Source organism: Bradyrhizobium sp. MOS001 (assembly GCF_004634465.1).
GTDB classification, from domain to species: Bacteria; Pseudomonadota; Alphaproteobacteria; order Rhizobiales; family Xanthobacteraceae; genus Bradyrhizobium; species Bradyrhizobium barranii.
The window spans coordinates 1-14,913 of record NZ_SPVJ01000031.1 but is presented as its reverse complement, the minus strand read 5'-3'; the positions used below and the strand labels follow the sequence as shown (position 1 = coordinate 14,913).

The following is a 14,913-nucleotide window of genomic DNA, read 5'->3' as shown; positions in this document are numbered from 1 at the left end:
CGAACGCGGCCGGTGGCATGGGGACCCGGAACCGTCGGGCCGACAATGCCGCTTTTGGCGCTTCACCGCAAGGATTCGGGCATGCGATCCCCTCCGCACGCCCCAAATCGGCCGACTACGCCCCAAGACGCTGCCAGTATGGCCTTATCGTGGCCGCGGACCGCTACCCCGGGCCGGTTCTCACGCGAACGTGCGTCACAATGCCGGGGGCACGTCACATTGGCCCCGGCTCGATCGCTTTGGTCCAATGATCCCGGCTTGCATGGCCTAGCTTACATGGCCTCGTAGTTCGGACCGCCGCCGCCCTCCGGGGGAACCCAGGTGATGTTGCCGTTGGGGTCCTTCACGTCGCAGGTTTTGCAGTGGACGCAGTTCTGGGCATTGATCTGGAAGCGCGGGCTCGCGCCTTCCTCGACCCACTCATAGACCCCGGCCGGGCAATAGCGATTCGAGGGACCGGCGAAGACGTCGTGCTCCGAGGTCTTCTGCAGGTTCATGTCGGCGACCTTGAGATGGACCGGCTGGTCCTCCTCATGATTGGTGTTGGACAGGAACACCGACGAGAGCTTGTCGAACGAGATCTTGCCGTCCGGCTTCGGGTAGTTCTTCGGCGCGTGGCTCTTCGCCGGATCAAGCGTGGCGCGATCGGGCTTCGCATGCGACTGCGTGCCGAACAGCGAGCCACCGAACAGCGTGTTGCACCACATGTCGAAGCCACCGAGCGCGACGCCGAGCACGGTGCCGAACTTCGACCATAGCGGCTTGACGTTGCGGACCAGGAACAGGTCCTTGCCGACCGCCGAGGACCGCCAGGCGTTCTCGTAGTCGACGATCTCGTCATTGGCGCGATCGGCAGCGAGCGCGGCCGCGACATGCTCTGCGGCGAGCATGCCGGTGCCCATCGCATTGTGCACGCCCTTGATGCGAGGCACGTTGACGAAGCCCGCCGCACAACCGACCAGCGCGCCGCCGGGGAAGCTCAGCTTCGGCACCGACTGATAGCCACCTTCGGTGATGGCGCGCGCGCCATAGGCGAGCCGCTTGGCGCCCTCGAAGGTGCCGCGGATCGAGGGATGGGTTTTGAAGCGCTGGAACTCGTCGAACGGCGACAGATACGGATCGTCGTAGTTGAGATGCACGACGAAGCCGACGGCGACGAGATTGTCGTCATAGTGATAAAGGAACGAGCCGCCGCCGGTCTTCAGGTCGAGCGGCCAGCCGAACGAATGCTGGATCATGCCCTTCTGGTGCTTGGCGGGATCGATCTGCCAGACTTCCTTGAGGCCGATGCCGAACTTCGCCGGCTCGCTCTTGGAATCCAGTGCAAACTTCGCGATCAGCTGCTTGGTCAGGCTGCCGCGCGCGCCCTCGGCGAACAGAGTGTACTTGCCGAGCAGTTCCATGCCGCGGGTAAAGGAGTCCTTCGGCTTGCCATCGCGGCCGATGCCCATGTCGCCTGTGGCGATGCCCTTCACCGCGCCCTGCTCGTCATAGAGCACCTCAGCGGCGGCAAAGCCCGGATAGATCTCGACGCCAAGCGCCTCGGCCTTGCGCGCCAGCCAGCGGCAGACATTGCCGAGCGAGCCGATATAGCAGTGATGATTGTCCATCAGCGGCGGCATGATGAAGTTCGGCAGCTTGATCGCGCCGCCTCCCGTCATCCAGTAGAAGCGGTCGTCCTTCACCTGCGTCTTCAGCGGACAGTCGGAATCCTCGCGCCAGTCCGGGATGAGCTTGTCGAGCCCGGCCGGATCGATCACGGCGCCGGAGAGAATGTGCGCACCGACCTCGGAGCCCTTCTCCACCACGACGACGTTGAGATCGGCATTGAGCTGCTTCAGCCGGATCGCGGCCGCCAGGCCAGACGGGCCGGCGCCGACGATGACGACGTCGAATTCCATGGATTCGCGCGGGGGAAGTTCTTCGGTGCTCATCTGATCTCAGCCCTTGAGACGGTTCCTCGTCATTTGCGCCCCCTTGTTTCCGATTTTTCCGGGTAGGACAACCACGGAAATGCGTTCCACTGGGATGCAAGGCACCCCAAACTGATATAGTAAAAGTCTGACTTTCCAAATGATCCCCGAGCCCGCACCCACCGTCCGAGAGCTTCTCGCCTTCTATCTGGAGGCCGGGGTCGATTGCGCGCTCGCGGAGGAACCTGTCGACCGCCTGGCGGAATTGGATGCTCCGCCGCCGGCCCCGCGCGCCGCACCTCCGGTCGAGGCACCACGGCCTGTTGCCGCGCCCGCGGTGATGCGCGGCGAGGCCGCACCTGCGCCGGACATTGCGATCGCCTCCGCACGCGAGGCCGCGCGTACCGCGCCGACGCTCGAGGCACTGCGCGAGCTGATGCAGAATTTTGAAGGCTGCGCGCTGAAGCATACCGCGACGCGGCTGGTGTTCGCCGACGGCAATCCGCAGGCGCGCATCATGTTCGTCGGCGAGGCGCCGGGCCGCGACGAGGACATCGAGGGGCTGCCCTTCGTCGGGCGGAGCGGCAAGCTGCTCGACCTCATGATCGGCGCGATCGGGCTCAACCGCACCACCGCCTACATCGCCAACGTGATTCCCTGGCGGCCGCCCGGCAACCGCACGCCGACGCCGCAGGAAACGCAGATCTGCCTGCCCTTCATCCAGCGCCAGATCGAGCTGGTGAATCCCGACGTGCTGGTGACGCTCGGCAATCCCTCAACGCAGACGCTGCTGTCGACGCGCGAGGGCATCATGCGCACCCGCGGCCGCTGGTTCGACTACGAGACGGCTGGGCGCACCATCCGCGCGCTGCCGACGTTCCACCCGGCCTATCTCTTGCGCTCACCGTCGTACAAGCGGCTGGCCTGGCAGGATCTGCGCGCGATCGCGAAGGTGCTGGCGGGATAGCGAGCTGTCGTAGGGTGGGCAAAGCGAAGCGTGCCCACCATCACTAGGTCGACGACGGATAGACTTGATGGTGGGCACGGCGCTTTGCGCCTTTGCCCACCCTACGATTTCAGCGTTTGTCGCTACGTCCCCTTCGGCCGTACGATGGCCCAGCCGATGCGCAGCAACTGCTGGCGGCCAGTCACCAGCCATTCGAACGCGCGCGGCACTTCCGGAACGATGCCGGGAAAGCGCGCGAGGATTTCCGGCGGCGGGGTGCCGGCGGTGTCGGAGGCGCGCCAGACCACGACGCCGCCGGTCTCGCTGAATTTGGCCTGATTGATCCACGGCGTGCGCGCGGGCTGAGCATCGATGAAGAGATGCGGCCGGCCGGAATGCAGCGTGATCAGGCTCGCGAGCTGGGTCTCGCCGGCGACCGCGCGCAGGCGATGATTGGTGCGGCGGGCAAAGCTCTCGTCGAAGAAATCCGAGATCGCGCGCGCCGGCATCGAGGTCGCAATCTCGTTGGCGCCGGTCAAGGGCAGAAACAGCACGGCGAGCACGACGCCGGCTGCGGGCGCCAGGACGGCGGCAGCCCACACCGTCCGCAGCACCCGCGCGCGGCGCATCGCGATGAGGTCCCCGGCCGTCACGACCACGGCAAGTCCCGACATGACCAGTACGACACCGGCACCGCCGACGACGGCATCGAGCCCGAGCAGCCCGGAGATCAGGACCGCGCCGAGCGCAGGCGCCAGCGCGAAGAAATAGACGAAGTTGTGCGCGAGCGGCTCGACCGGCGGCCGGTAGATGATCGGCGCTTCCTCGCCCTTGGCGACGAACAGGCCGCTATTGAGAAAGGTCAGCGCCGGGATCGCCGCCGCGCCAAGCACGAGCCCGCCGAGCAGCCAGGCCGCGTGCAGCGCGCGGGCGTTCAGCGCGGCGACTTCAGGCAGGGTCGGCATGACAAGCGTCTCGGCGCGCATCAGCCAGACCGCATAGGGCAGCGCCAGCACGGCGACGACGATCAGCGCGAACAGCGGATCGAGCGCGCGTAGCGTCCGGCGTCCGCCGGCGGTCGAGATCGCGAAGACGACGAGCAGGAGGAGAAGGAAGATCGCCGCGGGCGTCGTCAGCAGCAAGAGGCCCGCCTCGATCGACCAGGCGAACCAGGCATTGCCGCGGCGCTGGCCGATGATCTGCCAGGAATGCAACAGCAGCAGCGCCCAGAGCGGCCGCGCCAGCACCAGCGGGCCAAAGTCGAGCGCCGGCGAGGAGAAGGCCAGCACCGTCATGGTCAGCAGCACGGCGAGCACCGCCTGCTGTGAGCCGACCACGGCGCGGGAGAGATGATAGAGCGCGATGAAGGTCGCGACCTCGCAGAGCTGGGCGAGGACATAGACGCCGAACATGTGGCCGCCGGCGGCGCGATAGGCGATGTCGGCGAGCCAGACCGGGAGCGGCGGGCCCAGATCAGTACCGACCTGGTACTCGCGCCCGAAGGCGAGCAGGGTCGCGAGGGTGCCGGGCGGGCTGCGATAGAACACCAGCGCCACGAACAGCCACATCGCGGCCTGGAGCAGCACGGCGATCCACACGATCAGCCGCGGCCGGGCGCGAATGAGCTCGATGACCAGGGAGGTAAACCGCATACAACGTCCGAAAGATGCAGCCAACCCGTCCAGCCGGCCCTATTCGCTCACATCTGTTTTGATAAAGGGCGCTGCGCGTTGTGGCAACGACCGTCTGCCCTAGAGGCCCGCTGGCGCATCAATTTCAACGCTTGCTTCCACCTGCACGTCCATCTCGGTCACCGCAAACAAGTCCCGCACCGGCTCGACCGTCCAGGGCATGTGCTTGGCGCGGGCGGCGGCGACGGGGGCGAAGAAGCTGCGGTGGTGGACGGTGGGGCCGAGGCGGTCGAGCGCGTCGAGGTGCTCGGGAACGGCGTAGCCCTTGTGCTGCTCGAAACCGTAGCCGGGGCAGTCCTGCGCCAGCGCGCACATCAGCCGGTCGCGCGTTACCTTGGCGATGATCGAGGCGGCGGCGATCGACAGGACGATGCCGTCGCCGCCGATCACGGCCTCGCAGTCGCAGGCGGTGTCGAGCCGATCGCGGCCGTCGACAAACACATGACGCGGCGTGTCGGGCAGCGCCACCACGGCGCGCTTCAACGCCCACAGCGAGGCACGCAGGATGTTGTCGCGGTCGATCCGGGAGCGCGAGGCGACGGCGACCGACACCTGCGCGGTGGCGCAGATCTTGTCGAACAGTCTTTCCCGTTCCTCGGCCGTCAGGCGCTTGGAATCGTCAATGCCGCGCGGAATGCGGTCGGGATCGAGAATCACGGCGGCCGCCACCACGGGACCAGCCAGAGGCCCGCGGCCGGCCTCGTCGCAGCCGGCAACCGGCCAGATGCCACGCTTGATCAGCGCGCGCTCGCGGCGGAAGCTCGGCGAGGCGACGGCGATGATGGCGCGCTGCCTACCGGCCGCCCCCTTGGCCGCCTTCGCAAGCGCTGCCTTCTTGGCGGCATTCTTCTTCGACGCGCCCTTCTCTGGCGCGTCTTTGGTCGGCTTCCTGGTCGACTTGTCCCGAATCATGGCCGGGATCGTGCGCAAGCGGCCCGGCCGGCGCAACCGGGAACCCCGGACAATTCCCGTTATTCAGACCAGCCGCCTACTCTGCCAGATGCACCCGCCGGTCCTCACCGACCTCGATGCCCGGCGCGACCACGACCTCCCAGGGATGGCTGTCGGGGTCGGCGAAATAGCCGGAATAACCGCCGTAGTCGGTCTCATGCGCCGCTTTCAGCAGTGCCGCGCCCTTGCCGACGGCGAAGGCCAGAACCGCATCGACTCGCCGCGCGTGGCGCAGTTCCAGGCGAGCGTGATGCCGCGGAAGGTCGCGGGCCTCGGATTGTCCGGCAACTTGGCATCGGCCGCGAGCTTATCCCAGTGAAACAGGGCCAGCACCGGACCACCGGTATCATAGAAGGCGACGGCCTCGCCGGTCCCCTTCAGCCGACGCGAGAAGCCGAGCGCGTCATAGAAGGCGATGCTGGCGCGAATGTCGCTCACACCCAGTGTGATGACGGTGAGCCGCGGCACCGGCGCGGCAAGTTCCTGGCTCATGCTACGCCTCTTTCGCTTCCCGGTCAGAACAGGCTGAGCTGATCGCCGTTCCGCTTCGGCCTCGCAAAGTGATCCGTCGTCAGCTTGGAGCGCCGCTTGTTCAGCCCAAGCCTGTCGCAGGCGATCTCGAAGCGGCGGCCGATGGTCCAGGCCATCGGTCCGGTGCCCTTCATCCGCTCACCCCATTTCGCGTCGTAATCGCGGCCGCCGCGCATGTCGCGGATCAGGGTGAAGACGTGGCGGTAGCGGTCCGGATAGTTGGCCATCAGCCATTCGCGGAAGAGATCACGCACCTCCAGCGGCAGCCGCAGCAGCACATAGGAGGCTTCCTTGACGCCGGCATGGGCGGCGGCATCGAGAATGCGCTCGATCTCGGAATCGTTCAGCGCGGGGATCACGGGCGCGACCATCACGGTGGTCGGAATGCCGGCCTCCGAGAGCTGCTTCAGCGCCTCCAGCCGCTTCGGCGGCGTCGCCGCGCGCGGCTCCATGGTCCGCGCGAGTTTTGGATCGAGCGAGGTGACCGAGATCGCGACCTTGGCGAGGTTGCGCTTGGCCATCCGCGCGAGAATGTCGATGTCGCGCACGACCAGCGCCGACTTGGTGACGATGCCGACCGGATGGCCGGCGCGCTCCAGCACTTCGAGAATGCCGCGCATGATCTTACGCTCGCGCTCGATCGGCTGATACGGATCGGTATTGGTCCCGATCGCGATCATCCGCGGCTCGTAGCCGGTCGCGGCCAGCTCCTTCTCGAGCAGCGAAGGCGCCTCGGGCTTGGCAAACAGCTTTGACTCGAAGTCGAGCCCCGGCGACAGGCCGAGATAGGCGTGCGTCGGCCGCGCGAAGCAATAGACACAGCCGTGCTCGCAGCCGCGATAGGGATTGATCGAGCGGTCGAAGCCGATATCGGGGGATTCGTTGCGGGTGATCACCTTGCGCGAGGTGTCGACGCCAACGGTGGTCTTGAACGGCGGCAGCTCCTCCAGGCTCTGCCAGCCATCGTCGAAGGCGACGCGGGCCTCGGCCTCGAAGCGGCCGCTGGCATTGGACTGGGCGCCCCGCCCTCGCCTGCGCTGTTTGTCGATGGCGACCGCCAGTTCGGGAAAATCAGAGTCCGCACCCGCCGGCTCGGAGGGCGCCGTGACCGGCGGGTGCTTGAGAGCATGAGAGGATGCTGGACTCATGAAGCCAAGATAGCACGCCAAAGGAACAAATCAAGAACACAAACAAAAAACTGAAAAACAACCCCATGCACAGTAGCCGCCCAAATTTCGGGCGCGGTCCTTTGACCTCACGCAACACACCGGTCGCGGCGATCCTGTTCGATGCCGGACAGGGATCAATCGCACCGGAACAAAGTTGGTGACGATCGCTGGGTGAAAGTCAGCAGGAACATGACAAATCAACGACAATCGGCCTCAGGGAGCAGCGAGCTCGATCTGCTCGATCGCTATTGGCGCGCCGCGAACTACCTCTCCGTCGGGCAAATCTATCTGCTCGACAATCCGCTGCTGCGCGAGCCGTTGCGGCCGGAGCACATCAAGCCGCGCTTGCTCGGACATTGGGGCACGACGCCCGGTTTGAACTTCATCTACGCCCATCTCAACCGCGTCATCCGCGCGCTCGATGTCAGCGTGCTCTATATCTGCGGTCCCGGCCACGGCGGCCCGGGCATGGTGGCCAACACCTATCTCGAAGGCAGCTACAGCGAGATCTATCCTGACGTCGCGCGCGATACGGACGGATTGCGAAAACTTTTCAGGCAGTTCTCCTTCCCCGGCGGCATTCCGAGCCACGCGGCGCCGGAAACGCCGGGCTCGATCCACGAAGGCGGCGAGCTCGGCTACGCGCTGGTGCATGCCTATGGCGCCGCATTCGACAATCCCGACCTGATCGTCGCCTGCGTCGTCGGCGATGGCGAGGCGGAAACCGGCCCGCTCGCGGCGTCCTGGCACTCAAACAAGTTCCTGAATCCCGCCCATGACGGCGCCGTGCTGCCGATCCTGCACCTCAACGGTTACAAGATCGCGAACCCGTCCGTGCTCGGACGGATGCGCGACGCGGAGATCCGCGACCTGTTCCGCGGGTTCGGCCACGAGCCGCTGTTCGTCGAGGGCGACGATCCCGAATTGATGCACCAGGCCATGGCGGATGCGCTCGACGTCGCGCTCGCCAGCATCCGCTCGATCCAGCAGCATGCCCGCGACGGCCGCAAGAGCGTCGAGCGGCCGCGCTGGCCGATGATCGTGCTGCGCAGCCCGAAGGGCTGGACCGGCCCGAAGGAGGTCGACGGCAAGAAGGTCGAGGGCTTTTGGCGCGCACATCAGGTTCCCGTTGCGGGCTGTCGCGAGAACCCGGCGCATCTGAAAATCCTCGAAGACTGGATGCGCAGCTACGAGCCCGAGAAGCTGTTCGACGGCAGCGGCGCGCTTATTCCCGAGCTCCAGGCTCTGGCGCCCGAAGGTAACAGGCGCATGGGCGCCAATCCGCACGCCAATGGCGGCCTGTTGAAGAAGGAGTTGAAGCTGCCGGACTTCCGCAGTTTTGCGTTGGACGTGCCGCAGCCCGGCGGCGTCACCGGCGAAGCGACGCGTGAGCTCGGCAAATTTTTGCGCGACGTCATCCGCCTCAACGCCGAGGCGCGCAACTTCCGCATCATGGGTCCGGACGAGACCGCGTCAAACCGGCTCGACGCCGTGTTCGAGGCGACCGAACGGGTCTGGATGGAGCCGACGGAGCCTTACGACGTGCATCTCGCCCAAGACGGCCGCGTGATGGAGGTTTTGAGCGAGCATCTCTGCCAGGGCTGGCTCGAGGGTTATCTGCTCACCGGCCGCCACGGCTTGTTCTCCTGCTACGAGGCCTTCATCCACATCGTCGATTCCATGTTCAACCAGCACGCCAAATGGCTGAAGGTGACGCGGCATCTGCCCTGGCGGCGACCGATCGCCTCGCTGAACTATCTCCTGACCTCGCATGTCTGGCGGCAGGACCATAACGGCTTCAGCCATCAGGATCCCGGCTTCGTCGATCTCGTCGCCAACAAGAAGGCCGACATCGTCCGCATCTACTTCCCGCCCGATGCCAACACGCTGTTGTGGATCGCCGATCACTGCCTGCGCACCTATGACCGCATCAACGTGATCGTTGCCGGCAAGCAGCCAGCCCCGCAATGGCTATCGATGCAGGACGCCGCCACGCATTGCGATGCCGGCATCGGCATCTGGACCTGGGCCGGCACGGAGGATGCGGATGGCGAGCCCGACGTCGTGATGGCCTGCGCCGGCGACGTGCCGACACTGGAGACGCTCGCCGCCGTCGATCTGCTGCGCAAGGCGCTGCCCGACCTGAAGATCCGCGTCGTCAACGTCGTCGACCTCATGACGCTGCAGCCGAAAGACCAGCACCCGCACGGCCTGTCCGACCGCGATTTCGACAGCCTGTTCACATCAGACAAGCCCGTGGTCTTCGCCTATCACGGCTATCCCTATCTCATCCACCGTCTCACCTATAACCGCACCAACCATGCCGGAATGCATGTGCGCGGCTTTGCCGAGGAAGGCACCACGACGACGCCGTTCGACATGGTCGTGCTCAACGGGCTCGACCGCTATCACCTCGCGATCGAGGCGATCGCGCGCGTGCCGGGTCTGGCGACCAGGGCCGCGCAGGTGCAACAGCAGTTCCGCGACAAACTGATCGAACATTCGCACTATGTGCGCGAACACGGCGAGGACATGCCTGAAATCCGCGACTGGGTCTGGCCGGGCAAGACGGGTTGACGTCATGACGGTGTCGGTCCTCGTCCTCAACTCGGGCTCGTCGAGCATCAAGTTCGGCCTGTTCGACATCGCGGCGGCCGAGCCTGCCCTGCTCTGCAAGGGCCTGCTCGACGAGCAAGAGGCGAAGCCGCGGCTCGTGGTGAAAAGCCCCGCGGGCGGAGACCTTTTCGAGACGCAGAGGGAAGCATCCGATGCGGACAGCGGCCATCTGTTCGCGGACGTGCTCGGCTTCATCGAGGAGCGTTTTGCCGACCACCGCCTGCGCGCCGTCGGTCACCGCATCGTTCATGGCGGGCCGGATTATTCGGGCCCGGTTGAGCTGACTGACGACGTCTACGCAAAGCTGGACGCACTGACGCCACTGGCGCCGCTGCACCAGCCGCGCTGCCTTGAACCTGTCGGCATCATCAGCACGATCCGGCCTGAACTGACGCAGATCGCCTGTTTCGATACGGCCTTCCATCACAGCATGGCTCCACCCGCGAGCCGCTTCGCCATCCCGCGGCGCTATGAAGAGCGCGGTATCCGGCGCTACGGCTTTCACGGCCTCTCGTTCGAATATGTCGCGGGGCGCCTCGCGAAAATCGCGCCGCAGTTCATTGCCAAGCGCACCATCATCGCGCATCTCGGCAATGGCGCCAGCCTGTGCGCCTTGCGCGATGGCCGCAGCGTCGACACCACGATGGGGCTGACGCCGCTCGATGGCCTCGTGATGGGCACCCGGAGCGGCACGATCGATCCCGGCGTGCTGCTCTATCTGCAACAGCACGAGAGGATGCCGGTCGAGGATGTCCAGCACCTGCTCTATCACGAGTCAGGCCTGCTCGGCGTCTCCGGCATCTCTGCCGACATGCGCACGCTGCTGGCGAGCCGTGAGGCGGCGGCGCGGCAGGCGGTCGAGCTCTTCACCTTCCGTGCGGCGCAGCAGGTCGCGGTGATGGCGACCACGCTGGGCGGGCTGGACTGTCTGGTCTTCACCGGCGGCATCGGCGAGCATGCGAAGGAAATCCGCACCGCGATTGGTGAGCGGCTCGGGTGGCTCGGCGTGCATATTGACGCGGGTGCGAATGACGCGGCACGCGAGCGGATCAGCAGCAGTGGCAGCACCGTCAATGTGTTCGTCATTCCGACGAATGAGGAGCTGACGATCGCTCGGCATTGCGCGGCTGTGCTGCGAGTGAAATGAAAGCCCGGTCGACCGCTGCATCTTTCCCTTCTCCCCCGTGGGAGAATTTCAGCGGGCCATGACTTCTCGGGCCATGACTTGTCGGGCCATGACTTGTCGCAGCGCTGCTGCGCCACTGTCGAAATGACCATGGTGCGCAAAGCAAACGATTTCGCCAGCGCTTCGAGCACCATGGGCCAACTACGTCGCTCCGCTCAGTACGGAGAGTACCCGCCCGGGCAAACATAGTTTCCGTAAGCGTCATAGCCGCAGCCGCTGCGGTAGTAGGCCCCCGTCGCAGCTGCGCCGATCGCCGCGGCCCCCACTGCCGCCGCACCGACGCCGTAACGATATCCGCGATACCCTGCATAAGCGCCCCGATAGCCGTAACGCCCGCCGCGCACGGCGACAGCACCGCCCCGATATCCACGCGCCGCGACCGCGCCCCCGCGGTAGCCTCCTGCCCGCACGGCACCGCCGTGGAAACCTCCTGCGCGCATGGCGCCGCCGCGACCGCCGCGGGCAGATGCGTCATCGGGAGTGAAGGCGACAAGCAGCATAGCTGCGGCTGCCGAAGCGATGAGAGCTTGACGCAACATCAGCGTACTCCTTCTTCGAGGGAGGAAGCCGCGGACAGCTGCACATCGCGTTGACCGCGGGTCCGATCGAAGTCTCGTGCGCTGGAGCTTCGTGCCTTTGATTTGGATCAACGTTCATCTACATGAACGACGGTTCCCCGCCCGCACAGTGGCGTGCAGGCCGATCTCAGGCCGGTCTAATGCGTGCCCGACAGGATCTGGATGCACCCGATCACGACCTCGATCACGATCAGCACCACGACTGCGATTTCCAGACGCAGCGAGCGCTGGGTGTCGATGATGTCGGTCAGCGCGTTGGCGGTTTCCGAGACCGCGGTGAGCTTGCGCTCAAGCGTGTCAAGGCGCTCCTTCAATTCGTACTCGTCTTCGAGACGGGCATAGAGGCGGTCGAGCTCGGGCTTCTCCCAGAGCACGTCCGGTTTCTCGGCCACCGCGACACGGCCGGCGACGCGCTGCTGGACCAGAAGCGCATTGCCGATCAGTTGCAGGATGCCCTTGCGCCGGGGCGGCGTGCGGCCCTGCTCGGCGAGCCCCCGCGCGAAGGGCTCGATCACGTCGAAAACCGCGGCGACGCGGCGCTCGTCGCGGGCGAGCGAGGTGCTCTTGGCGAGCGCGTCCGCAACGATCAGCAGCCGATCGTCGGAGAATTTGGCGAGGCAGATCGGCCCGCCGGGCTGGATCGCCTCGGCGTTCTCATCCTTGCAGAGCTGCGCCTGTGCGATCTCCTCTTCAAAAGGGCTGAGCTCGCCGGTCACCCGCGGTTTCAGGCTGTCGATCAGCACCTTCTCCTCCGAAGGGAGGAGGCCGATCAGCACCACGACGCCGTAGCGGAAGATCACGACGAGCCCGGCATGGACGCGGAAGGCAGCAGGCGTCGAGGAGACAGGTGCGCCAAGCTCGAGCCCGGACGGATTGATGCGTTCGCCCAGCATCACGGCGCGGATCCGCAGGGTCGGCGCGGCCTCCGGCTTCGGCGATGTTGGCGTGGTGCCAACGGGAAGTTGATCGGCGTTCACTGGACTATCTCACTTTGCGCGGCGAGCGTTGCACGTTTTTCCCGTCACAAGGTTTGTGTCAGACTGCCGGTGCAGCCTTGCGGAACGTGCCGTCCTCGCCCCGATCATATCGGCAGAGAAAGCCCCCGTTTGAAGCTCACGGAAACGACATTCGCGGAAACATTCGGCAACAGGGCCACCCCGCGCACGACATATTCGGCTGCGATAGACCGGCGGCGATCTACCATCGCATGCCGGAACACCGGCGAAAAGTTGCACTCGGCGACGCCGCGTGTTTATGACACATTCATAACAAGCTACGCTTCTCCCGAAGTGCAGACATCGAAGCCTCAATCATGCTGAGCGTCATCATACCGACCGAAGGCGTCGAGCAGACGGCGGTCGCAACCCTCGCCGCGCTGGTGCCCGGCGCCGCCGCGGGCGTCATCCGCGAAGTGCTGCTGGTCGACGGCACCCGCAACGGCGTCATCGAGCGCGTGGCGGACGTTGCAGGCTGCCGTTTCATCGGCTTCGAGGGATCCTCGCAGGGCGCCGCGCTTGCCGCCGGCGCGCTCCAGGCCCGTTCGCCCTGGCTGATGTTCCTCCCGGCCGGCGCCGTGCTGGAGACCGGCTGGATCGAGGAAACCACCCAGTTCATCCAGGCTGTCTCGACCAGCGGCAGGGATCGCGCGGCGGTGTTCCGCTACACACGGTCGCCTTATGCCGATACCGGGTTTCGCGACGTCCTCTGGGCCGTGGTGCGCAAACTGGTCGGCCCCCTCGGCGATCAGGGACTCTTGATCGCGCGCGATCATTACGACCGGATCGGCGGCTACCCGCCCCAGGCCCGCCGTTCCGAGGCGCGGCTGCTCCGGCGGCTCGGCCGCTCGTCCCGGACCATGCTGCGCAGCCGGATCGTCATGGTCGGCTGACGTCACCGATCTAATACTTGCCAAAGTCAAATAATTGTTTGACAATGGCAATTATCGAGGTGACCCATGCCATCTGCCCTTTCGTCATCCAGCCCGTCGCCATCCTGCCCCGCTTCGACCGAACAGGTCGCTGACGACCAGGTCCAGGCGGTTCGCGCCTTCAACCGCTTCTACACCCAGAAGCTCGGCGTGCTCGACCAGCAGCTCCTGAAGAGCCCGTTCTCGCTGAGCGAGGCGCGCGTGCTCTACGAGCTGGCCCATGGTGGCGAGCAGTCGGCCAAGGAGATCGGCATCGCGCTCGGGCTCGACGCCGGCTATCTCAGTCGCATCGTGCAGAACTTCGACGAGAGCGGCCTGATCGCGCGCAAGCCGCTTCCGAGCGACCGCCGGCAGGTTCAGTTGAGCCTGACCGCGAAGGGCCGCCAGGCGTTCGCCAGGCTCGAACGCTCGTCCCAGGACGACGTCGCCGCGATGCTGCGGCCGCTGCCGGATGAGGAGCGCAGCAAGCTCACCGGTGCGATGGAGACGATCGAGCGGCTGCTCGCTATGCCGCGGACGCCATCCCCGCGCGCGACCCTGCGCGAGCCCCGCCCGGGCGACATGGGCTGGGTGGTGCAGAGCCACGGCGCGCTCTACGCCAGCGAATACGGTTTCGACTCCGGCTTCGAGGCGCTGGTGGCCGAGATCGTCGCCAAATACATGACCTCCTACGATGCCTCGCGCGAGCGCTGCTGGATCGCCGACATCGAGGGCCGGCCGGTCGGCTCGGTATTTCTGGTCAAGGCCAGCGACGACGTCGCCAAGCTGCGCCTGTTGCTGCTCGATCCGGCCGCACGCGGACAGGGGCTAGGCCAACGGCTGGTCGCCGAATGCGTCTCCTTTGCCCGCGCCTGCGGCTATCGGCGGATGACGCTGTGGACGCAGAGCAATTTGGTCGCCGCGCGAAAAATCTATCAGGATGCCGGCTTCAAGCTGACCGCCACCGAGCCGCATCGCAGCTTTGGCCAGAACCTCACCGGCGAAACCTGGGAGCGCGATCTCTGATGCGGCGGCACGCGCTCATCACGGGAGAGCTCGTCGATCTCTACAAGCGCCGCGCACGACGGCTGCACGCGGAAGCGTGCCGGACTATGTGGCGCGTGGTGTGGGGCTCGCTGCGGCGGAAGAGCTAGTCGCTATCGCTGTCGCAGCGGGCGCGATGCGCATGATTGTGCCCTCGCCCCTTGCGGGAGAGGGCAGCGACGCCAGTAGATACGAACTCGCTTGGGTGAGGGGTATGTCTCCGAGCGGTCCGTGCGGATGGAGACCCCTTGTAAGTCGAAGCGCCGCAGGTCTGCTATTGTAGACGTTGCGGTGACGGACGGGAGCCCGCAAACCCCCAGGTCGTTGCAGGCCGTGGGTGAGAGAGGTGCCCCGTCCGTTAGTCCATTGAACCCGAACAGTC

The 14,913-nt window shown here is 65.9% G+C and carries 12 protein-coding genes and 1 pseudogene; 6 read left to right on the top strand and 7 right to left on the bottom strand.

All coding sequences use genetic code 11. The features are described 5' to 3' along the window. Window positions 1-272 precede the first annotated feature (272 nt). Window positions 273-1,934 carry an electron transfer flavoprotein-ubiquinone oxidoreductase gene (locus tag CT676_RS29115; protein WP_085402548.1) on the bottom strand — a complete coding sequence of 554 codons (1,662 nt, stop codon included), beginning with the start codon at window positions 1,932-1,934 and terminating at the stop codon, window positions 273-275. Between the two features lie 139 nt (window positions 1,935-2,073). On the opposite strand from CT676_RS29115, the gene CT676_RS29110 reads away from it, so the two are divergent. Then, a complete protein-coding gene (locus CT676_RS29110; RefSeq protein WP_135215916.1) occupies window positions 2,074-2,880 on the top strand; it encodes a uracil-DNA glycosylase in 807 nt (268 codons plus the stop codon). 122 nt (window positions 2,881-3,002) lie between these two features. On the opposite strand, the gene CT676_RS29105 is transcribed toward CT676_RS29110, so the two are convergent. The 4 genes and pseudogenes from CT676_RS29105 to CT676_RS29090 all read right to left on the bottom strand — a co-directional run bounded on the left by CT676_RS29105 (window position 3,003) and on the right by CT676_RS29090 (window position 7,180). After that, entirely contained in the window at window positions 3,003-4,511 is a 1,509-nt protein-coding gene (locus tag CT676_RS29105; RefSeq protein ID WP_085402547.1) for a glycosyltransferase family 39 protein, read from the bottom strand. A gap of 99 nt (window positions 4,512-4,610) precedes the next feature. After that, complete coding sequence (locus CT676_RS29100) at window positions 4,611-5,462, bottom strand: ribonuclease HII (RefSeq protein WP_085402590.1); 852 nt, start codon at window positions 5,460-5,462, stop codon at window positions 4,611-4,613. Window positions 5,463-5,538: 76 nt separating this feature from the next. After that, window positions 5,539-5,993: pseudogene (locus tag CT676_RS29095) on the bottom strand (VOC family protein). A 23-nt stretch (window positions 5,994-6,016) separates the two neighbouring features. Further along, complete coding sequence (locus CT676_RS29090) at window positions 6,017-7,180, bottom strand: PA0069 family radical SAM protein (RefSeq protein ID WP_085402545.1); 1,164 nt, start codon at window positions 7,178-7,180, stop codon at window positions 6,017-6,019. Window positions 7,181-7,390: 210 nt separating this feature from the next. Here CT676_RS29090 and CT676_RS29085 point away from each other — a divergent pair, with 210 nt between their 5' ends. Then, a complete protein-coding gene (locus tag CT676_RS29085) occupies window positions 7,391-9,778 on the top strand; it encodes a phosphoketolase family protein (protein ID WP_167768195.1) in 2,388 nt (795 codons plus the stop codon). 4 nt (window positions 9,779-9,782) lie between these two features. After that, on the top strand, window positions 9,783-10,964 hold the full coding sequence (locus CT676_RS29080; RefSeq protein WP_135215914.1) for an acetate/propionate family kinase: 1,182 nt from the start codon (window positions 9,783-9,785) through the stop codon (window positions 10,962-10,964). Window positions 10,965-11,158: 194 nt separating this feature from the next. On the opposite strand, the gene CT676_RS29075 is transcribed toward CT676_RS29080, so the two are convergent. Beyond that, the gene (locus CT676_RS29075; protein WP_071916148.1) at window positions 11,159-11,542 is read right to left on the bottom strand and encodes a hypothetical protein; all 384 of its coding nucleotides are present in this window, start codon (window positions 11,540-11,542) and stop codon (window positions 11,159-11,161) included. Window positions 11,543-11,718: 176 nt separating this feature from the next. Continuing rightward, window positions 11,719-12,558 carry an RMD1 family protein gene (locus tag CT676_RS29070; RefSeq protein ID WP_085402542.1) on the bottom strand — a complete coding sequence of 280 codons (840 nt, stop codon included), beginning with the start codon at window positions 12,556-12,558 and terminating at the stop codon, window positions 11,719-11,721. Between the two features lie 335 nt (window positions 12,559-12,893). Between CT676_RS29070 and CT676_RS29065 the strand changes: the two genes are divergently transcribed. The 3 genes from CT676_RS29065 (at window position 12,894) to CT676_RS46115 (ending at window position 14,641) form a co-directional block, all read left to right on the top strand. Then, window positions 12,894-13,469 (top strand): glycosyl transferase, encoded by a 576-nt coding sequence (locus CT676_RS29065; protein WP_085402541.1) that lies wholly within the window; start codon window positions 12,894-12,896, stop codon window positions 13,467-13,469. Window positions 13,470-13,535: 66 nt separating this feature from the next. Continuing rightward, window positions 13,536-14,513 (top strand): helix-turn-helix domain-containing GNAT family N-acetyltransferase, encoded by a 978-nt coding sequence (locus CT676_RS29060; protein WP_085402540.1) that lies wholly within the window; start codon window positions 13,536-13,538, stop codon window positions 14,511-14,513. Further along, window positions 14,513-14,641, top strand: coding sequence for a hypothetical protein (locus CT676_RS46115; RefSeq protein WP_275552127.1), 129 nt, complete (start codon window positions 14,513-14,515; stop codon window positions 14,639-14,641). The genes CT676_RS29060 and CT676_RS46115 overlap by 1 nt, the downstream gene beginning before the upstream one ends. Window positions 14,642-14,913: the final 272 nt, after the last annotated feature.